The organism is Sphingomonas sp. QA11, assembly GCF_028473665.1.
In the GTDB taxonomy this organism is placed as follows: domain Bacteria; phylum Pseudomonadota; class Alphaproteobacteria; order Sphingomonadales; family Sphingomonadaceae; genus Sphingomonas; species Sphingomonas phytovorans.
Genome location: NZ_CP098774.1, coordinates 3,864,154 through 3,883,664, shown reverse-complemented (window position 1 = coordinate 3,883,664; position 19,511 = coordinate 3,864,154). Strand labels below are relative to the sequence as shown.

Below are 19,511 nucleotides of genomic sequence, written 5' to 3'. Positions count from 1 at the left end.
TCTCAGGCGGCGGCACGCTCCGGACGAATGGGCTGAATCAGCACATCGGCGGAAATGCCCAGTCCCTCATGCAAGCGACGGATCATCTCGATCGTCAGGCCGCGCTTGCGGTTCATCACTTCGGAGACGCGCCCGCGCGTGCCGATCATCGGTTCGAGGTCCTTCCGGCTGATACCCTGCTGCTCCATTCGGAAGCGGATCGCCTCGATCGGGTCTGGCGCATCCAGCAGACTCGTGCCAGCCGGCGCCGTGGATGCTGATCCGCACCTTGTCGGGAAAGGTGCCGTCGGCCATCTTGCGATACAGGGTCGTGCGGGAAAGGCCTGTGCGGTCGAGCACGGTCTTCAAACGAATGATACGATCAGGGTTGGACATGGGCGTGTCTCTCAAGTCACGTGTTTGCAAACGCCCCCGTGGAACCTGCATCCAATAGCCTTGGGTCCCAGACAAGGGGCGTGTTGGGCGCTGTTGGGCTCGGGCGTACAAGCGCCGGCAAATACTGGCGGACGAGGTCGGACTGTGGCGGAAGCTGGCGTAAGTTGGCGGAGAATTATCGTCGAATGTCTTCAGCTCAACTTTTGTCCCAGTGTTGCTTTTCCATCACGCCTGCAGGCTCTATTCCTGCCACTATTGAAGCGGTACCCCGCTTTGCTCAGGTCGAGTCGTTCATGGCATTCCATCCTTTTGTGATGGTCTGCCCGCCAAGGGCAAGGCTGCGTCAAACATTCTCGCCGCGCAACGGGGGAGGCACTGAAGTGCCGATTTGCGCATCTAAGAGTCCGTCCGAGAAGTCATGTTGAGCGAGCGAGCCTCCGGACGAGGAGCATGATTGAGGCGGTGTAGAGGAAGGCTCTGGCGGAGTTGAGAGAGGCCTCGACGTCTTTTGCGAGGCGTCGGTTCCGGTTGATCCAGGCGAAGAAGCGCTCGACGACCCATCGTCGCGGCAGGACGACGAAGCCGACCTGACCAGCGATTTTGCGCACGATTTCAACGGTGAGGGTGGTGGCGCCGCTGACACGCTGATGATCATAGGCAGTGTCTGCGAACAGCTTCTCGATGAAGGGGAACATCGGCCGGGAGGCTTGGAGCACGGGACCGGCAGCGTCGCGATCCTGCACGTCGGCCGGGTGGGGTTCGAGCAGCAGCCCTCGCCCATCGGTATTCCGATGGGTTGTGCGCAGGCGGGTGTCATGCGGCATTCGTCATGTCGCTCAGCGCCCGATGTCGTTCGAGCGATGGCTTCGCGATATTTGATAGGCAGATTGCGACCCATTTTCGGACGTTCGCTCACGAGCCTCAAATCGGCTGCTCCTGACAAAAGCGGCCGCGCGAATTTCCGGGCGAACGATGAGCATTGCGCCACCCTCCAGTCGCTCAGGCAGAGCGACGGCAAGCCTGAGAGCCGTCGTTTCGGCAAATTTCCCGAGGTGGCGTATCTACCTCAGCGCCACCTGTGTCGGGGGGTTCCAGCCACCGCCGAGCGCCCGAAACGATGAAATTGCGGCGCGCGCCGCCTCGGTCCGCGCCTGCGCCCGCTGGTCGCGTGTCTGAAGAAGCCGGGTATCCGCGTCGAGGACCTCGATCAGGCTCACGACCCCGCCCTTGTACGCGGCATCGGAGGCATGGCGTGCCCGCGTGAGCGATTTCTCCCCGCCCGCCAGCACATTCTCCTGCTGCTCGCGCTTGACCAGTGCCGAGAACGAATCCTCGACATCCTCGGACGCGCGCAGGACAGTCAGGCGATAAGCGGCCAGCGCTTCGGCGTTGGCGCCCCTGGCGGCCTTGATCTCCGCGTTGATGCGGCCGAAGTCGAACAGTCTCCAGCGCAGCCCGGCAAAGCCTTGTCCCTGCGTCGCGCCGCCCGTGAACAGCGCCCCCGTCCCGATTGTGCTGGCGGTGCCGAGCAGACCGGACAGTGAGAATTTCGGATAATAATCGGAGATCGCTTGGCCGATGCGCGCGTTCGACGCGGCCAGGCGGCGTTCGGCGATGATGAGGTCGGGGCGGCGGCGCAACAAATCGGCCGGACTGCCCGCATTCGCGATCGACGGGGCGGTCGGGATCGGGAGCGCCGGATCGAGCTGCGGCCGATACGTTCCCGGTTGCGCGCCCATGATGACGTCGAGCGCGTTCATCGCCGCATCCAGCGCGCTCTCCAATACCGGGACAGTCGCCTGGACCTGCGAGAGGACACCCTCCGCTTGCCGAAGCTGAAGTTCGGCCGCGATGCCCTTGCGATATTGGAGTTGGACGGTTGCGACGAGCTTCTGCTGCGTCGTCACCTGTTCTCGGGCGATCGCAAGCCGGGTCTGCAAGCCCCGGATGGTGACATAGGTGTCGGCCACTTGCGCGGCCACCACGAGGCGCGCCGCCACTGCGGCGGCACCGGATGCCTGATACTCGGCAAGGGCCGCCTCGCGCCCGCGCCTGAGCCCGCCGAAGATATCCACTTCCCAACTGGCAACGACGTCGCCTTCATAGCTGTCATAGTCACGGCTGAACCCGAGGGCGCTGGCGAGGGCGCCGGGCGGTGCGTCGACCGAATTTCGCTGGTGGCCCGCCGATGCCGAAACCGAAGCCGAGGGAAGGAGCGCCGCCGTCGCCGCGTTGAGGCTGGCTTTGGACTGGCGGACCCGGGCAATGGCCTGCGCGATGTCCAGATTATCTGCCTGCGCCGTGATGACCAATTTACTGAGCAGAGGATCGTTGAAGCCATCCCACCAATGCGCAAGGTCGGCCGGCTGGGCCGCTTGCCGGCTGGCGATCCCGGCGTCACCCATGAACGCGGGCGGCGCCGTAACCGTCGGACGACGGTAATCGGGGCCGACCGCGCACCCCGTGAGCAGGATCCCCGACATCAGGGTCGCCGATGCAATGGATGTGTGCATGATAGTCCGATCGTTCGCCTGAGAAGTGACCAATGTATGATTTGGTCACAGGTTGTCAATCGGCACGTCGCGGCTATATCGATGACATGGTCCAAGCCCCAGTCGATCCGGCCGCCGATGGCGGCACCGCCGAACCGAATGTCCGCGAGCAACTGATCGCCGTGGCGTCCGACCATTTCAGCAAATATGGCTATGCCAAGACGACCCTGGCCGATCTCGCCAAGGAAATCGGCTTCTCCAAGACGTATTTCTACCGGTTGTTCAAATCAAAGCAGGAGATTGGCGAGGCGATCTGCAGCCAGGTGCTGGGCACAATCATCCTAGGCATCGAGGCGGAGATTGCCGGCGCAGGCTCGGCGTCCGAAAGGCTTCGCAAGATGCTGAGAACCATTGCTTCCATGGGCGTCGACCTGTTCTTCGAAGACCGCAAGCTTTACGATATTGCGGCCGTGTCCTCCTCCGAGAAATGGGGTTCTTCGGTACGCTATCTCGGGCAGTTGGAAGTGCTCCTGCACACGATCCTGGTCGAAGGTCGTGCGGCAGGGGAATTCGAGCGCAAGACCCCGCTCGACGAAGCGGTCCGCGCGATCATGCTGGCGTCGCAGCCGTTCGTCGATCCGCGCGCGCTTGAATATAATCTCGATCTGGTGCCCGATGCGACGAACGAGGTGGTGAGCCTGATCCTGCGAAGTCTGGCTCCGTAACAAAAATATCAGTGACCAGTTGACGAATTGGTCACTGGATACCAGATGGAGGGCTCCTTTGGGAGGACCCCCATGCTCAAGCCGCTTCGCACGCTTTCCTTGATCACTCCGACGGCCTTGATTCTTTCGGCCTGCGCGCATCCTGCTCCTGATCCGCGCACCGGACCGGCGCTGGTTGAGGTGATGGATGCAGCCGATGCCGCGGGTGCGACTCGCACCTTCTCCGGTGTGGTCTCGGCGCGGGTGCAGAGCGACCTGGGTTTCCGCGTTGCCGGAAAAATCGTGCAGCGGCTGGTCGATGCGGGCCAGCAGGTTCGTCGCGGTCAGCCGCTCATGCGAATCGACAATGCCGATTATGCGTTCGGCGCGACTGCGGCGAGGAATGCGGTGGACGCCGCCCGCGCTCGCGCTGCACAGACTGCCGCCGATGAGGGCCGCTACCGCGATCTCGTCGCGGCGGGCGCCGTCTCGGCATCGCGCTATGATCAGGCCAGGGCCGATGCGGATGCCGCTCGTGCCCAACTCGATGCGGCCATCGCGCAAGCGAGCGTCGCGGGCAATGCGGTGGGATATTCGGTGTTGGTGGCGGACGCCGAGGGCGTCGTCGTCGAGACGCTCGCAGAGCCGGGGCAAGTGGTCGCGGCGGGCCAGATCGTGGTGAAGCTCGCCCATTCCGGTCCGCGCGAAGCGACGATCAGCCTGCCCGAAACGATCAGGCCGGCGATCGGCTCGAGCGCGGCCGCCACGCTCTATGGCGGCACTGGCGTCAACGGCAGCGCGCGCTTGCGGCAATTGTCCGATGCAGCCGATCCGCAGACCCGCACCTTCGACGCGCGTTATGTGCTGGAAGGCGGAGCCTCCGCCGCACCGCTTGGGTCAACCGTCAGCATTTCGCTGCCGGACGTATCCGGTCAAACCAAAGCGGGCCGGCAGGTTCCGCTCAGCGCGCTCTACGATACCGGACGTGGCCCCGGTGTCTGGAAACTGGTCGGTTCGGGCAACGGCCTGAAGGTTCACTGGATCCCCGTCACGATCGGGTCGCTCGGCGAGGAAATGGCGACCGTGACCGGTGGCCTCTCGGCGGGTGATCGCTTCGTCGCGCTCGGTGCGCACATGCTCCATGAGGGGCAATCGGTCGTGCTGTCCGTCTCGAAGCTGGCGGCAGCACGATGAGCGCCCCCCTCGATGTACAGGCTCGGCCCCATCGCGGTGGCTTCAATCTCTCCGCGCTCGCGGTCAAAGAGCGGTCGATTACGCTCTTCTTGATCATCATCATCGTGTTGTCGGGGGCGATCGCCTTCAACAGTCTCGGCCGCGCGGAGGACCCGAGCTTCACCATCAAGGTGATGACCTTCTACACGGTCTGGCCCGGCGCCACCGCGCAGGAGATGCAGGATCAGGTCGCCGAGCCGCTCGAGAAGCGGATGCAGGAACTCAAATATTACGACCGCGTGGAGACCTTCACCCGCCCTGGTTTCGCCTTCACGACGCTCACCCTGCTCGACAACACGCCGCCCAAGGAAGTCCAGGAGGAGTTCTATCAGGCGCGCAAGAAGCTCGGTGACGAGGCGCTCAAACTGCCCCCCGGCGTCTATGGTCCTTTCACCAACGACGAATATTCCGACGTCACGTTCGCGCTCTACGCGCTGAAGGCAAAGGACGTGCCGCAGCGCAAGCTCGTCCGCGCGGCGGAGGCTTTGCGTCAGCAGATCCTGCATGTGCCCGGCGTGAAGAAGGTCAACATCGTCGGCGAACGGCCCGAGAAGATCTTCGTCGAATTCACCTATGAGAAGCTCGCGAGCCTCGGCCTTTCGGCCCGCGCGATCTTCGCCGCGCTCAATGAGCAGAATGCCGTCACGCCGGGCGGATCGATCGAGACACACGGCCCGAGCGTCGTGGTCCGGCTCGATGGCGCCTTTGACGATGTGCAGAAGATCAGGGACACGCCGATCGTCGCGGGCGGCAAGACGCTCAAGCTTTCCGATGTCGCCGACGTGAAGCGCGGCTATGAGGATCCTGCCACCTTCATGGTCCGCAGTCAGGGTGAACCCGCGCTGCTGCTCGGCGTGGTGATGAAGGACCGCTATAATGGCCTGGTCCTCGGCAAGGCGCTTGAGGCGCAGGCCTCCAAGATCCAGGCGGCTCTGCCCACCGGCGTCACCTTCTCGAAGGTGACCGACCAGGCGGTGAACATCAGCGAAGCTTACGGCGAGTTCATGCTGAAGTTCTTCGTGGCGCTCGCGGTGGTCATCACGGTCAGCCTGATCAGCCTTGGCTGGCGGGTCGGCATCGTTGTGGCCGCCGCCGTTCCGCTCACGCTTGCCGGCGTGTTCGTCATCATGCTGGTGACCGGCCGCGATTTTGACCGCATTACGCTCGGCGCCCTCATCCTCGCGCTTGGCCTCCTCGTCGACGACGCGATCATCGTGATCGAGACGATGGTCGTGAGCATGGAGGAAGGGCACGACCGCATCTTCGCATCGGGTCGTGCCTGGCTCACCACTGCCGCCCCGCGCCTGGCGGGCGCGCTGGTCACCTCCATCGGCCTGATGCCGGTCGGATTCGCGGCGTCGACGGCCGGGGAATATGCCGGCAACATCTTCTGGGTCGTGATGTTCGCGTTGCTGACATCCTGGTTCGTTGCCGGCGCCTTCACGCCCTATCTCGGCGTGAAGCTGCTCCCGAATATCAAGCCGGTCGAAGGCGGCCATGCGGCGATCTACGGAACGCCGGGCTATCAGAAGCTACGACGAATGGTAGCAGGCGCCGTCGCGCGGAAGAAGACGGTGATGGTCGCCGTTATTGGCGTGTTTGCAGTCGCGTTTTTCTCGCTCGGCTTTGTCAAACAGCAATTCTTCCCGACATCCGACCGGCCCGAAGTGCTGCTTGAAGTGCAGATGCCCGAGGGTACGAGCATCGGTGAAACCGGCAAAGCTGTCACCAAGGTCGAGGACTGGCTAAAGAAGCAGCCCGAGGCGAAGCTGGTAACCAGCTACATCGGGCAAGGCGCGCCGCGCTTCTATCTTGCGATGGCGCCGGAACTCCCCGATCCATCCTTTGCCAAGGTTGTGATCCTAACCGGTAGCGAGAAGGAGCGTGAGGCGCTGATCGTGCGCGCACGCAAGGCGGCGGCCGAGGGGCTGGCGCCGGCGGCCCGGATCCGCCTGACCTATCTCGTGTTCGGACCCTATTCGCACTTCCCCGTCGCCTTCCGCGTGATGGGGCCGGACGAGGGCAAGGTGCGGGACATTGCCACCAAGCTGCAAACGATTATGCAGGCCAACAAGGGCATGCGGCAGGTAAACACCGACTGGGGTGAGCGCGTACCGACCGTCCATTTCGTGCTCGACCAGGACCGGCTCCGTTCGATCGGCCTCTCCTCGCAGGATGCCGCCGCCCAGATCCAGTTCCTGTTGAGCGGCGCGCCCGTGACGAAGATCCGCGAGGATATCCGGCAGGTCGATGTCATCGCGCGCTCGGCGGGCCCCGACCGGCTCGATCCGGCCAAGCTTCAAGCATTCACCCTGCAAGGCGCCAACGGCCAGCGCGTTCCGCTCGATCAGATCGGGCGACTGGAGATCCGCAACGAAAACCCGATCATGCATCGGCGCGACCGGCTGACCACCATCACCGTTCAGGGCGACATCGATGAATCGCTGCAACCGCCGGACGTTGCCGCGCAGATCATCGGGGACATGCAGCCGCTCGTGAAGAGCCTGCCGGACGGCTACCGGATCGAGACCGGCGCGGCGCTAGAAGAATCCGGTAAGGCGAACGTAGCCCTGGCTGCCGTCTTCCCGATCATGCTGGTGCTGATGATGCTGGTGATCATCTTCCAGGTCCGCTCGATGTCGGCGATGGCGATGGTGTTGCTTACAGCGCCGCTCGCTTTGGTCGGGGTCGTGCCGGTCCTGCTGCTGTTCAACCAGCCGTTCGGGTTCAACACGATCCTCGGTGTTATCGCTCTCGCTGGGATCATCATGCGCAACACGCTGATCCTGATCGGGCAGATCCACGCCAACGAGCATGACGGCTACAGCCCGTACCATGCGGTCGTGGAAGCAACCGTCCAGCGCGCGCGGCCGGTGATCCTCACGGCGCTGGCGGCGGTGCTGGCGTTCATCCCGCTCACTTTCTCCGTGTTCTGGGGATCGCTTGCCTACACGCTGATCGGCGGCACGCTCGGCGGCACTGTGCTGACGCTGATTTTCCTGCCGGCCTTGTACGCGACCTGGTTCCGTATTCGCCCGCCGACAGAGGACGACAAGGGTGCGGTGCCGCATTTCGACCACGCCCCGGCGGACGACGGCGATCTTCTGATCGCCTGACGCAACGAAGGCAGGCTGTGACGCGAAGCGACATCGATCGCCTTCGACCATCCGGTTGCCTGATCCGAGTTCGACCCATCATATTTCTAGGAGACTGACCATGTTCGATACAACCATGAGCAATATCGACGCCCCGACCCGCTTCCTGAGCGCGGGAAATGAGACCTACGCCTATCGTCGGTTCGGTTCCGGGCCCGGCCTTCCTTTGCTTTTCCTCCAGCATTTCACCGGCACGCTCGACAATTGGGACCCGGCGGTCACCGACTCGCTGGCGCTCGGCCGCGAGGTGATCCTGTTCGAAAACGCAGGCGTCGGACGCTCGACGGGCACGGTGCCGAACACCATTGCCGGCATGGCCGCGCATGCGCTCGACTTCCTGGACGGGCTCGGCATAGCGCAGTGCGATGTGCTCGGCTTTTCGCTGGGTGGCATGGTCGCCCAGCAGATGGCGCAGGACCGCCCCTCGATCTTCCGCCGGATTATCCTGGTCGGTACGGCACCGCGCGGCGGAAGTGACATCATGCACCTGGAGAAGCCAAGTCTTGCCGTCCATTTCGGCAACCCCGATCTCAAAGGCTATGAGATCCTGCAAAAAATCTTTTTCTCACCGACCGCAACGAGCCAGACCGCAGGGGCCGCCTTTATCGACCGACTGATGCAGAGAAGGACGGACCGGGAACCGCAGTCCGGCCCAAACATCATCCAGCCCCAGATGATGGCATTCCGCGAGTGGGAGCAGCCCAGAGGCGAAAGATTTGCCGACCTGCACGCCATTCTACATCCGACACTCGTGGTGAACGGCAATCAGGATGAAATGATCCCCGTCGCAAATTCTTACTGGCTGAGCGCGAACCTCCCAAACGCCGTGCTGCTTACCTACCCTGACGCGGGGCACGGGTCGCTTTTCCAGTTCCATAAAGAATTCGCGAGCCAAGCATCCGCGTTCCTAGCGTCAAACTCGGACGCCGCGCCTTACCTATCCGCCAGGGACGTTTAGATAGACCGTCGGTCGCCACCTGCGTGCCTGGCTCAGTGCACCCACTGACGAGAGAATGTCCGATCGCACCGAAACACGACGTTCAGCGACCAAGAAGGGTACGGCAGAAATGTCCCACGTCTCGCCCTTCCGAGCGGCGATCTGAGACCATCGGAAAGACGTTCGCGGCTCACATGAACGGACGTCTGGAATTGGGACGCCGGAACTAGAGGCTGTTATGAACCTGGTGTGAGCATAGCGGCTTGTTTCATCATGAGGCAGGCAAAGGCGACGAGGTGAAGTTCGGCGAGTGTTTCGGCGTAGCGTTCATAGTCTTTGACGAGACGGCGGAAGCGGGTTGCCCAGGCGAATGACCGCTCGACGACCCAGCGTCGTGGCAGGAGCACGAAGCCGCGCTTGGCCTCGGGTAGTTTGACGACTTCAAGGGTGATGCCATGTTTGGCTGCGGCGTTGGCGGCACGCTCACCGGTATAGCCCTGGTCGACCCAGGGCAAAGGAGCAGGTGCCCGACTATAGCGAGACTCTGGGCACGATCGCGCAGAATCTGGGCGTCTATGGCGCCATGGTGAAGGCGATGCGCTAAAGCCCGGCACTTGCCCTCACGCCTGAAGCGTTCGCGGCGCAGGTGAACGTGGCCGGGAAGGAGGCGAGGGCAGGGGAGGCGGCGATGTTGAAGCAAGCGCAGGCAGACATGCGCGCGGCGGCGAGCGAGTTGCGTGTATGGGCTGAGTCCGCGCGAAACGCGAGCGATCAGCGGCGCCGGCTCGGCTGGGCTGCGGCGGGTGGCGTGCTGGCGGGCGCAGCTCTTTGGACGACTCTCCCCGGGGTAGTTGCGCGCGCGGCGCCGGCAAGCTGGTCGTGGCCGGAACGGATAGCCGCCCGAGGGTTGCGCCTCGATATGTGGGAGGCGGGCGAGAGGTTGCTTTCCCGATCGGATGTCGAACGATGGCGTACAGTGGTTCTGGCCAATCGCATGTTGCAGGACAATCGGGAGGATATCGTTCGATGTCGTCAGATGGCGGCGAAAGCAGCGAAGGCAGTACGATGCACCATCGTCATCAAAGCCGACGCTAGCACTCAAAAATATCGCTCGATGTGGTCGAAATTATAGCTCGCTACACATCGTTGTTGCGGCCAAGCTGATCAAGTCACGCCGAAAGTCAGCGCCCGGGCTATGCCAACCCGACCCGGGCCAAGTCCTTTGGTACCCGCCCTCCGGGGAGGACATCATGTTCCTTTAGGCGTGTCAAAGGTTAGGAAGGGCATGAACCAAGCGGCTCTGACGCAATGCCAGCCTGCTACGCTTCCATCTCGCAAAATGCTGGACGATCGTCTAGGAAGCAGCCCCGGGGGGGCGGTTCATTGTGAACCGGTCAGTATAGACAGTTCGGTTTTTCCCATCATGCAGAATAACGCTTCGCCCGATGGCTCGGGCGGGAACGGCGCGGCGACGCTTCGACCTGACTCCGCGCTCGTCTGTTTCGTCCTGCTCGCGAAGTTTCTCGGTGTTCCGGCCGATCCCGATCAGATCGCTCATGCCCGAGGCAAAGGTGACCAACCTTACAGCCTGGAAGATCTTGCGCGCGTCGCCAAGGGCCTTGGCCTGATCGCCCGTGTGCGCCGGGCGGACGCCGCCGCCGTAGTGAAGCTGCCCTTGCCCGTCATCGCAGCGTGCATCGATGGAACGTCCGTCATCTTGCTGAAGGCGGACGAAGATGCCCAGGGACCACGGATGCTCGTCCAACGCGCCGACGCACAGGCGCCGGAAGTCTGGACGGATGATGTCCTGAAGGATCGCCTTGCTGGGCAGGTATTGCTGCTTGCCTCGCGTGAACAAATGGCCGGTGTCTCTCGGCCCTTCGACATCAGCTGGTTCATCCCGGCACTCGTCAAATACCGCAAACCGCTTCGCGATGTTCTGATCGCCTCGTTCTTCCTCCAGTTGATGGGACTGGTATCCCCGATCTTCTTCCAGCTGGTGATCGACAAGGTGCTCGTGCACCATTCGCTCACCACCCTTGATGTCCTGGCCTTCGGGCTCGCCGTGGTGCTCGTCTGGGAGACGTTGCTGTCGGCTCTGCGGAACTGGCTGTTCGCACACAGCACGAACCGCGTGGATGCGGAGCTGTCGGCGCGCATGTTTCGGCATTTGCTCAACCTTCCCCTGAGTTATTTCGAGGCGCGCCGGGTCGGCGACAGCGTGGCGCGCGTGCGCGAGCTTGAGCGGATCCGTGAGTTCCTGACGTCGAACGCCGTGACCGTCGTGATCGACCTGTTCTTCACGATCGTCTTTTTCGTGGTGATGTATCTCTACAGCCCGATGCTGACGCTGATCGTGGCGCTGTCGATTCCGATCTATGCTGCGATCTCCATCCTGATCACCCCCACCTTGCGCGAGCGGCTGGACGAGAAATTCAGGCGCGGCGCGGAGAACCAGGCATTCCTGGTCGAGAGCGTGACGGGCATCGGCACCTTGAAGGCGATGGCGGTCGAACCTCAGATGCGCGACAAATGGGAAAAGCAGTTCGCCGGCTACACCAGCACCGGCTTCGCGGTGACCAAGCTCGCCAACTGGGGCAGCCACCTGATCCAGCTCGTGTCCAAGCTCACCACGGTCTTCATCCTCTATTTCGGTGCCAAGGCGGTGATCGCGGGCGACCTGACCGTCGGGTCGCTCGTCGCGTTCAACATGCTGTCCGGGCGCGTGGCATCGCCGATCCTGCGCCTGTCGCAGCTCTGGCAGGATTTCCAGCAGGTGCGCATCTCGGTCGACCGGCTGGGCGATGTGCTCAACAGCCCGGCCGAGCCAGACCATAATCCGGGCCGCGCGAGCCTGCCCGCGATCCGCGGCCTGATCGAGTTCGACAAGGTGCGCTTCCGCTATCGTCCCGATGCGCCCGAGGCGCTGCGCGGCGTCTCTCTGTCGATCGGCGCGGGGGAGATGCTCGGGATCGTCGGCCCTTCGGGATCGGGCAAGTCGACCCTGACCAAGCTCGTTCAGCGGCTATATGTGCCGGAACAGGGGCGTGTGCTGGTCGATGGCGTTGATCTGGCGCTGGTCGACCCGGCGTGGCTCCGTCGGCAGATCGGCGTGGTGCTGCAGGAGAATATCCTGTTCAACCGGTCGGTACGCGAGAATATCGCCCTGGCCGACCCGACCATGCCGATGGAGGCGGTGATCGCCGCGGCCGAGCTGGCCGGGGCGCATGAGTTCATCCTGGCGATGACCCATGGCTATGATACCGTCATCGACGAACGCGGGAACAACCTGTCGGGCGGCCAGCGGCAGCGCATGGCCATCGCCCGCGCGCTGATCGGCAACCCGCGGATTCTGCTCCTCGACGAGGCGACCTCGGCGCTCGATGCGGAGAGCGAAGAGATCATCCAGAACAATCTGCGTCAGATTGCGCAGGGACGCACTGTGATCATTATCGCGCACCGCCTGTCCGCTGTCCGGCAATGCCATCGGATCGTAACGGTGGAGGGAGGGGAGGTCACGGAGGAAGGCGACCATGACGGCCTGATGGCGCGGGGCGGGCGCTACGCCCAGCTCTATTCCAAGCAGATGGGAGTAGTCGCATGAGCCTCGGGTCGACGCTGGCCGAGCGCTTTCCGACACTCGCGCGCCATCTTGCCGTGTTGCGCCTTTCCTGGCGCATGCAGGACGATGCTGACCGGAACCGGAAGCCGGTGACGGACCATGAGTTCCTGCCGGCCGCGCTCGAGATCATGGAAAAGCCGCCAAGCCCGGGATTGCGCTGGTTGACGCTGGCGCTGTGCGCACTGTTCGCCATCGCCATCATCTGGTCGATCTTCGGCAAGGTCGATGTCGTGGCGGTCGCTACCGGCAAGGTGATTCCCGCCGCCAATGTGAAGCTGATCCAGCCGATCGAGATCGGCGCGGTCCGCGCGATCCATGTGCGCAACGGCCAGCATGTGAAGAAGGGGCAATTGCTGGTCGAACTCGATTCCACGCTGACCGCAGCCGACGAGGCGCAGGCGAGCCAGGGGTTGCTGAGCGCCAATATCGTGGGCGCGCGCAATAATGCGCTGCTCGCCCATCTTTCCGGCAGGCCTCGCCGTTTCGTGGCGCCGCCCGGCACGCCGGCCGTGATCGCCGGCACGCAGGAGCAGTTCATCGCAACCTCGGTCGGCGAATATGAGGCACAGCGTGCCAGCCTGCTGCAGAGCAAGGCCGAGAGCGCCGCCGGGCGTGCGGGCGCCGAGGCGGAGATCGCCAAGCTGAAACAGACGCTGCCGCTGGTCGAACGCCAGCTCGAGGCGCGCAGGGAGCTTTCGGAAAAAGGCTATTTCTCGAAGATCCGCCTGCTCGAATATGAGCAACTCCGGCTCGAGCATATCCAGAACATCGCGGTGCAGGAGGCGAATGCGGCCAAGGCGGCCGCGGCGATGGCCAATTACGACGCGCAGATCGCCCGGCTGCGCGCGACCTTCGGCAAGACCGCGGTGACTGATCTGTCCGAAGCGCAGGACAAGTCCAGCATGGCGACGCAGGAGCTCAACAAGAGCTCGCGCCGCCGCCAGTACCAGCAACTCCGTGCACCGGTGGACGGCACCGTGCAGCAGCTCAGCATCGCCACTGTCGGCGGCGTGGTCGAGCCGGCCAAGCCGATCATGGTGATCGTGCCGGACGACGCGGCGATCGAGGTGGAGGCGCAGATCCTCAACAAGGATATCGGCTTTGTACGCGAGGGCCAGGCGGTGCGCGTCAAGCTGGAGGCCTACCCTTTCACCGATTACGGCCTGATCGAAGGCATTGTGGAAAGCATCAGCCGCGATGCAATCGACTTCAGCCAGCAGGGCGCGGGTGCCGCGCGCGACAGCAATGGCAAGCCCCCCCCGACCGGGCTCGTCTATGCCGCGCGCATCCGGCTGAACCAGCGCACGATCCGCGTTGGCAACCGCGAGCAGCTGATCGGCCCGGGCCTCTCCGTCCAGGCCGAGATCAAGACCGGCGAGCGCCGGATCATCCAGTATCTCATCTCCCCGATCGCCCAGACGATGGATGAGGCAGCGCGTGAGCGATGAGGACAAGGTTCGTCGAATAGGCGAGCCTGTCGCGAGTGGATGACACATTTTTGTCATCATGTTTACATCTTCAAATCATCTTGACCGGCCAAAACAGCCCGCGCATGTAGGTATCGAGCGAAGTCACCGGCCTTTTCAGTTCGATAGGATGGCTACTCTCCGGGGGGATGCATGAGCAGGAGGTGCGGATATCGGCGCATGTACCGTGGCTTGATCACCGCGAGCCTTCCCGTGTGTGCCATCGTCGGCACCAGCGGGTGTGTTTCCAGCGAGTATGCCGGGATTTCTCTACGGCCGGGTGCCACGTCGGCCGATATTCAAGCTCTTGCGCGCCGGGCTCAGGCTGGGGACAAATACGCTCAACTCGCGCTTGGCGTGCGATACGAAGAAGGGCGTGGGGTTCCGCGCGACCTTGCCAAAGCGAAGATCCTCTATGCCAGAGCCGCGAGCGACAGTGGCGGGACACTCTGGGTCTATTCACCCGCAGTTGGCGCCGCGACCAAAGGGCGTGTCATTCCGGTGAGTTCCGGTCCGCGCCGAGCGGGGCTAGACGAGGCAAAGCTACGTCTGAAACATCTCAAAGGCGTACGGAATCGTGATTGATGCAGAATCCGCCGCACGCGGCATTTCGCGAGGCGCTGATGGTGGATTGTTGAAGCCAAGAAACCGCAAATTATCAGATAATCTGGTGAATTCGACAGGCGCTGAAAAACCCTGGCGACCCACCCTGGAGTCAAATCAGTCCGCATGAAAATAGAGGTAGCACTTGCTCTCCTGGCTATCGGTTTTGCTGGCCATGCGCTTCATCCCTCGCGACCGAGCTGAAGCGCGCCTGGCACAGATGGCCAGTCACCCGCACCCGCGCATTGATGTGCCCGGCGTAGTGGCGAAAGGTGCGGCTCAACCCGTCCTCGTCGGCCGGCATGGCGATGATGTGGGCATGATTGGGTATCACTGGATCGCCTCCGCGATTGCGCCCTTCGGGAAGAGGGGCGAGTTACAAGGCGTAATCGCCATTCTCGAAGAACGCCTGCTCGCACCGGTCGCCGCGCTGCGTCACGGGATGCGGAAGGCCGGGAAGGACGATGTGGGGAAGGCGCGCCATGTGTCTACGCTAGCGACATGCCTCGCACGGTACGGAGGCTGTCGTGCGGGGCGTTGTAATATTTTTGTAACACAAATCAACAATTCATGACATTGATCAGGCTTGGTTTGTCTGGCTAGGTTGCACCGTCAGGCGATGTGGGATTCTTTCAGGATCTTGCGGGAGAATCGTCTGCGTGGGGGGATGGATGAAGCTTTTCGGTCAGCGGCGGCGCGCGCGCGGTGTTGTCGCTGCGCCTTCTGGCTCGTGTTCGGTTCTTGCATTTGGGGCGCGTGTCTCTGGCCAAGCTGTAGATACCTCATCCAGATCATGTGTTGCATCCACTGATGGTAATTCCCTGACGCGGGCTGGAGGTAAATATAAATATACTCCACCTCACGCGCGGGCGGCACACCTGCGGCGGAGTTTCGGCGGGCCCGATGGCCATCGGGCGATGACTGCACAGGGCAGTGGCAGTATATTAGAGTTTAATTCCCCATTTTCAGGGCGGTGTTCTAATATACAATTAGGACGAGTGACATCTAGTTCAATAGAAGTCATGTGCAATCTTCTCAGATTGACTCCTATCATATGAGACATTCAAGATTTATGATCATTGGTCGTCTCAGGGCCGTGGGATTGATTGTCACAGGCATTGCAATTGTCTGCATCGGTACTCGAGATAGCTTTGCGGCGAAGTATATTGGCAGCAGTGATGGGCAAGCTGGAACTGAAAACGACACTGGGCCGGCTCAAAAAAACAGGTCGGATGCGTTGAATGTTTTTCCGTTGTCCCCGTTGATATAGAAATAGATGGGAAATACCGATCGCTCATGGTGGCTCGATACGAGGTCACCTGGAGCGATTACCTTGCTGCATATGAAGAAGAAAAGTGCGCGCCGCCCCGTAATGTAGACGGGAAGACGATTAATCTTGAGGCAAAGGATCTACGCGACAATTTTCCGATGACGTCAATCAAGCCAGACGAATTTGACTGCTATTTGACGTGGATTCGGAAAAAGACGGGAAAGCCCTTCCGTTTGCCAAGCGAGGCCGAATGGACCGCCATTGCCCGTAAAGCCACGGGTCTCAAGGCATTAAAAATTAAGGATATTCCTAAGGGGTGGGCGTACTTGCTCGGTGACCTGCACACCGAATGGAGCTACACTGATAACGATCCTCGAAATGCTGTGGAAAAAGGATTGATCTGGCGAGTTGGACAGTTCAGGCCCGATTCTCTTGGCTTGTATGACCTGTTTGGCAATGCCGCTGAAGCCGTGAGCGATCCGGCTACCTTCACTGTTATCGGCGAGGTTGATGGTAAGAAATCGTCGGTTCGACAGACAATTTTCAAGGGCGGCAACAGATTCTCTGCTCCAGAATTCGATGTAATTAACGGCAGAGTTAAATACTTTTCATTTGCCAATTCCGACACCGTCGGTTTTAGGTTAGTTTATGAAAGAGCTCGATAAATGGGAAATTCTCCGATCCCGCCAAATGGTCTGACGGAACTTCATACCGAGAATCGCGCCGATTTTAATCTTCGAGATCTCGCTTCTTCTAGTGGATTGATCGGAACGGAAGAGTCTGATTGAGGATTCCACGATTGGTCGTGATGTGCGACGAAGGTGCATGCGCAATGGTATCAGCATCGTCGTCACAGCTCCGGATCGAGCGCGGCTTGAGGCTCTGGTTGCGGCGCGCGGGACGCCGCAAAGGCATGTATGGCGGGCTCGGATCATCCTCTTGACCGATGACGGGTTGGGCACTGTCGCGATCATGGCGGCAACGGGTAAATCGAAGACCTGCGTATGGCGCTGGCAGGAGCGGTATATGGCCGAGGGGGTCGACGGGCTGCTCCGCGACAAGACCCGGCCTCCCGGCATCGCGCCGCTTGAGAATGAACTGGTCGAGAAAGTCGTGACGCTGACGCTCGAGCCGCCGGCTCGGGAAGCAACCCACTGGACGGTTCGCGCAATGGCAAAGGCGGCGGGCATAGCGGCGTCCTCGGTGGTGAAGATCTGGCACGACCATGGTCTGGCGCCGCACCGCTGGCGCAGTTTCAAACTGTCCAACGACAAGGCGTTTGCCGAGAAGCTTCACGATGTCGTTGGCCTCTACGTCTCACCACCGGCCCACGCGATCGTGCTGTCGGTTGACGAGAAGAGCCAGATCCAGGCGCTTGATCGTACGCAGCCGGGATTGCCGCTGAAGCGCGGTCGCGGGGCAACCATGACACACGACTACAAGCGAAATGGAACCACCACGCTGTTCGCCGCGCTCAACGTGCTCGACGGCACCGTGATCGGGCGCAACATGCAGCGCCATCGCCACCAGGAATTCATCCGCTTCCTCAATGCTGTCGAGGCCGAGATGCCAGCGGATAAGACCGTGCATGTCATTCTCGACAATTATGCGACCCACAAACAGCCCAAGGTTCGTGCCTGGCTCGCCCGGCATCCGCGCTGGACATTCCATTTCGTGCCGACCTCTTGCTCATGGCTCAACGCGGTCGAGGGCTTCTTCGCCAAATTGACCCGCCGACGCCTGAAGAACGGCGTCTTCCAGTCGGTCGTCGACCTTCAGGCCGCCATCAATCGCTTCATCGATGAGCATAATACCGAATCGCGACCCTTCGTTTGGCGCGCCGATCCCAATGACATCATCGCCGCCGTCAAGCGTGGGCACCAAACGTTGGAATCAATCCACTAGCAGATGGCCTGCAACAGATGGCCGGTTATCCGCATCGTTGCATTGATGTGCCCGGCATAGTGGCGAAAGGTGCAGCGCAACGCGTCTTCGTTCGCTGGCACGGCGATGCTGTGGGTATGATTGGGTGTCAGGCAATAACCCCGGATCTCCCACCTGCGATCGCACCGCCGTCCTGACCAGAAGATTAAGGTGCAAGGGGGAATTGCCGTTCTCGAAGAACACCTGCTCGCGCCGGTTGCCGCGCTGCGTCACGGGATGCGGAAGGCCAGGGAGGACGATGCGGGGAAGGTGTGCCATGCACCGACGCTAGCGATATACTCCCACGGGAAGGGCGCTATTGCGCAGGGCCATGTAATATTTTTGTAACATAAAACAACAATTCGTGACATTGACCAGGCTTGGTTTGTCTGCCTAGATTGCTCGGTCGGGCGATGTGGGATTCTTTCAGGATCTTGCGGGAGAATCGCCTGCCCGGGGGTAAGATGACAATGGGATTCTGGCCGGCGCGGCTATGGCGCGGTGTTTTCACCGCGGGCCTTGGTGTGAGCCTGAGCCTTAGCGCGAGTGGCTGCGCTTCCAGCGAATATGCGGGGATTTCGCTGGAGCCGGGTACAGCGTCTGCCGATCTTCAAGTCCTTGCGCGCCGGGCTCAGGCTGGGGACAAATACGCTCAACTCGCGCTTGGTGTGCGATACGAAGAAGGGCGTGGGGTTCCGCGCGACCTTGCCAAATCGAAGACTCTCTATGCCAGGGCCGCAAGCGACAGTGACGGGACACTCTGGGTCTATTCACCGGGTAATGGCAAGGCAAAAGGCCGGGTCGTTCCCATCGATTCAGGTCCGCGTCAGGCAGGGCTGAGTGAAGCTAAATCACGGCTGAGTAGACTTACCGCGCCCGCCGGCACGCGGGCCATTTCGGACATCGCCTTTGGAGGCGACGGTCCCGTGCCAAATTCGGTGCGCGCGGATCGTTTGGCAGCGAACAGCAGTACGCCTTCACGTCTGTCGCAGGACGTGCCGATCGAGCCGCAGGACCTGCCGCTCGGATCGCGCGAGGAAGGCGACTCGCTTCTGCGGGCGTGCCGATCCAAGCCGGAGCTGGACAGCCGGGCTTTCTCTGCCTCAGGTCCTTTCGAGTTTGGTTATTGCCAAGGCTATATTCGGTCGAAGCTCTATCGCCTTTCGAGCGAAAAATTGGCCGAGATCGAAGTAAGACGACGCCATTTGCAGGGAGATATACCTGTTTTTGGTTCCGATATAACGCTCGATATTCTGAATATCTTGCGGTCATCACAGTTCGGAGACGGAGGATTTGACGGGTTCAAGCGCTATTACAGTGGGCCTTTTACGGCCGAGAAAGTCTTGGACTATGTCATTAACAATCTATTGTATACGGAGCCGCGCTGATGCCTACTCCTACCCCCACGCCGGCGGCGGTTCAGGGAAAGATGGACCTTCGGGCGATCTTGGACGCGGCCGACGCGATCCGGCCAAACGTCACTGGGCCGGCCAATGTCAGGATCGCAGATTACGTTCGTGCGCTTGCCGCACACAATTTCAACTCGATGCCGACCTATACCTATACCGGCATTACGATCCGCCGATCGGACGGGACTTCCTACGTCCTGCCGAAGCTTGTTCTCATAACGCAGGACCTGCAGACTAAAGCCTTCTTCGACCAAATTCTTTTGTCGCCCGACCCTATCGGGCAGTTCGATCTCATGCGTGCCGGTTTCGGCTCCTTGGACGC

14 protein-coding genes and 3 pseudogenes are annotated in these 19,511 nt (G+C 61.6%); 11 read left to right on the top strand and 6 right to left on the bottom strand.

All coding sequences use genetic code 11. The features are described 5' to 3' along the window. Positions 1–2: 2 nt before the first annotated feature. From NDN01_RS17755 to NDN01_RS17740, 4 genes and pseudogenes are all read right to left on the bottom strand, one after another. On the bottom strand, positions 3–188 hold the full coding sequence (locus tag NDN01_RS17755) for a helix-turn-helix domain-containing protein (RefSeq protein WP_272623068.1): 186 nt from the start codon (positions 186–188) through the stop codon (positions 3–5). Positions 189–225: 37 nt separating this feature from the next. Further along, a pseudogene (locus tag NDN01_RS17750) lies at positions 226–375 on the bottom strand (helix-turn-helix transcriptional regulator); the annotation flags it as partial. 416 nt (positions 376–791) lie between these two features. Then, a pseudogene (locus NDN01_RS17745) lies at positions 792–1,163 on the bottom strand (transposase); the annotation flags it as partial. 273 nt (positions 1,164–1,436) lie between these two features. Then, the gene (locus tag NDN01_RS17740; protein WP_272623067.1) at positions 1,437–2,888 is read right to left on the bottom strand and encodes an efflux transporter outer membrane subunit; all 1,452 of its coding nucleotides are present in this window, start codon (positions 2,886–2,888) and stop codon (positions 1,437–1,439) included. A gap of 86 nt (positions 2,889–2,974) precedes the next feature. On the opposite strand from NDN01_RS17740, the gene NDN01_RS17735 reads away from it, so the two are divergent. From NDN01_RS17735 to NDN01_RS17720, 4 genes are all read left to right on the top strand, one after another. After that, the gene (locus tag NDN01_RS17735; RefSeq protein WP_272623066.1) at positions 2,975–3,592 is read left to right on the top strand and encodes a TetR/AcrR family transcriptional regulator; all 618 of its coding nucleotides are present in this window, start codon (positions 2,975–2,977) and stop codon (positions 3,590–3,592) included. 72 nt (positions 3,593–3,664) lie between these two features. Next, positions 3,665–4,765: an efflux RND transporter periplasmic adaptor subunit gene (locus tag NDN01_RS17730; protein ID WP_272623065.1), complete on the top strand. Its 1,101-nt coding sequence runs from the start codon at positions 3,665–3,667 to the stop codon at positions 4,763–4,765. Continuing rightward, the gene (locus NDN01_RS17725) at positions 4,762–7,920 is read left to right on the top strand and encodes an efflux RND transporter permease subunit (protein ID WP_272623064.1); all 3,159 of its coding nucleotides are present in this window, start codon (positions 4,762–4,764) and stop codon (positions 7,918–7,920) included. Before NDN01_RS17730 ends, NDN01_RS17725 begins: the two co-directional genes overlap by 4 nt. A 100-nt stretch (positions 7,921–8,020) precedes the next feature. Continuing rightward, the gene (locus tag NDN01_RS17720; RefSeq protein WP_272623063.1) at positions 8,021–8,917 is read left to right on the top strand and encodes an alpha/beta fold hydrolase; all 897 of its coding nucleotides are present in this window, start codon (positions 8,021–8,023) and stop codon (positions 8,915–8,917) included. 215 nt (positions 8,918–9,132) lie between these two features. On the opposite strand, the pseudogene NDN01_RS17715 reads toward NDN01_RS17720, so the two are convergent. Beyond that, positions 9,133–9,411 (bottom strand): annotated as a pseudogene (locus tag NDN01_RS17715) (transposase); the annotation flags it as partial. A gap of 131 nt (positions 9,412–9,542) precedes the next feature. On the opposite strand from NDN01_RS17715, the gene NDN01_RS17710 reads away from it, so the two are divergent. The 4 genes from NDN01_RS17710 to NDN01_RS17695 all read left to right on the top strand — a co-directional run bounded on the left by NDN01_RS17710 (position 9,543) and on the right by NDN01_RS17695 (position 14,569). Then, positions 9,543–10,028: a DUF6118 family protein gene (locus NDN01_RS17710; protein ID WP_443025136.1), complete on the top strand. Its 486-nt coding sequence runs from the start codon at positions 9,543–9,545 to the stop codon at positions 10,026–10,028. A gap of 291 nt (positions 10,029–10,319) precedes the next feature. Continuing rightward, positions 10,320–12,500 (top strand): type I secretion system permease/ATPase, encoded by a 2,181-nt coding sequence (locus NDN01_RS17705; RefSeq protein WP_272623062.1) that lies wholly within the window; start codon positions 10,320–10,322, stop codon positions 12,498–12,500. Further along, entirely contained in the window at positions 12,497–13,966 is a 1,470-nt protein-coding gene (locus NDN01_RS17700) for an HlyD family type I secretion periplasmic adaptor subunit (RefSeq protein WP_272623061.1), read from the top strand. The genes NDN01_RS17705 and NDN01_RS17700 overlap by 4 nt, the downstream gene beginning before the upstream one ends. 198 nt (positions 13,967–14,164) lie before the next feature. Further along, positions 14,165–14,569, top strand: coding sequence for an SEL1-like repeat protein (locus NDN01_RS17695; protein WP_272623060.1), 405 nt, complete (start codon positions 14,165–14,167; stop codon positions 14,567–14,569). A 175-nt stretch (positions 14,570–14,744) separates the two neighbouring features. Here NDN01_RS17695 and NDN01_RS17690 read toward each other — a convergent pair whose 3' ends face one another. Further along, complete coding sequence (locus NDN01_RS17690) at positions 14,745–14,921, bottom strand: hypothetical protein (protein WP_272623059.1); 177 nt, start codon at positions 14,919–14,921, stop codon at positions 14,745–14,747. Between the two features lie 962 nt (positions 14,922–15,883). On the opposite strand from NDN01_RS17690, the gene NDN01_RS17685 reads away from it, so the two are divergent. From NDN01_RS17685 to NDN01_RS17675, 3 genes are all read left to right on the top strand, one after another. Beyond that, the gene (locus NDN01_RS17685; protein WP_272623058.1) at positions 15,884–16,522 is read left to right on the top strand and encodes a formylglycine-generating enzyme family protein; all 639 of its coding nucleotides are present in this window, start codon (positions 15,884–15,886) and stop codon (positions 16,520–16,522) included. A gap of 160 nt (positions 16,523–16,682) precedes the next feature. Next, positions 16,683–17,762: an IS630 family transposase gene (locus NDN01_RS17680; protein ID WP_272623057.1), complete on the top strand. Its 1,080-nt coding sequence runs from the start codon at positions 16,683–16,685 to the stop codon at positions 17,760–17,762. Positions 17,763–18,244: 482 nt separating this feature from the next. Then, positions 18,245–19,168 (top strand): hypothetical protein, encoded by a 924-nt coding sequence (locus NDN01_RS17675; RefSeq protein ID WP_272623056.1) that lies wholly within the window; start codon positions 18,245–18,247, stop codon positions 19,166–19,168. Positions 19,169–19,511: the final 343 nt, after the last annotated feature.

Coding starts and splice junctions, on each gene's coding strand:
- NDN01_RS17755 (WP_272623068.1), bottom strand. CDS start 188: ATGGAGCAGCAGGGTATCAGCCGGAAGGACCTCGAACCGATGATCGGC.
- NDN01_RS17740 (WP_272623067.1), bottom strand. CDS start 2,888: ATGCACACATCCATTGCATCGGCGACCCTGATGTCGGGGATCCTGCTC.
- NDN01_RS17735 (WP_272623066.1), top strand. CDS start 2,975: ATGGTCCAAGCCCCAGTCGATCCGGCCGCCGATGGCGGCACCGCCGAA.
- NDN01_RS17730 (WP_272623065.1), top strand. CDS start 3,665: ATGCTCAAGCCGCTTCGCACGCTTTCCTTGATCACTCCGACGGCCTTG.
- NDN01_RS17725 (WP_272623064.1), top strand. CDS start 4,762: ATGAGCGCCCCCCTCGATGTACAGGCTCGGCCCCATCGCGGTGGCTTC.
- NDN01_RS17720 (WP_272623063.1), top strand. CDS start 8,021: ATGTTCGATACAACCATGAGCAATATCGACGCCCCGACCCGCTTCCTG.
- NDN01_RS17705 (WP_272623062.1), top strand. CDS start 10,320: ATGCAGAATAACGCTTCGCCCGATGGCTCGGGCGGGAACGGCGCGGCG.
- NDN01_RS17700 (WP_272623061.1), top strand. CDS start 12,497: ATGAGCCTCGGGTCGACGCTGGCCGAGCGCTTTCCGACACTCGCGCGC.
- NDN01_RS17695 (WP_272623060.1), top strand. CDS start 14,165: ATGTACCGTGGCTTGATCACCGCGAGCCTTCCCGTGTGTGCCATCGTC.
- NDN01_RS17685 (WP_272623058.1), top strand. CDS start 15,884: ATGGTGGCTCGATACGAGGTCACCTGGAGCGATTACCTTGCTGCATAT.
- NDN01_RS17680 (WP_272623057.1), top strand. CDS start 16,683: ATGCGCAATGGTATCAGCATCGTCGTCACAGCTCCGGATCGAGCGCGG.
- NDN01_RS17675 (WP_272623056.1), top strand. CDS start 18,245: ATGACAATGGGATTCTGGCCGGCGCGGCTATGGCGCGGTGTTTTCACC.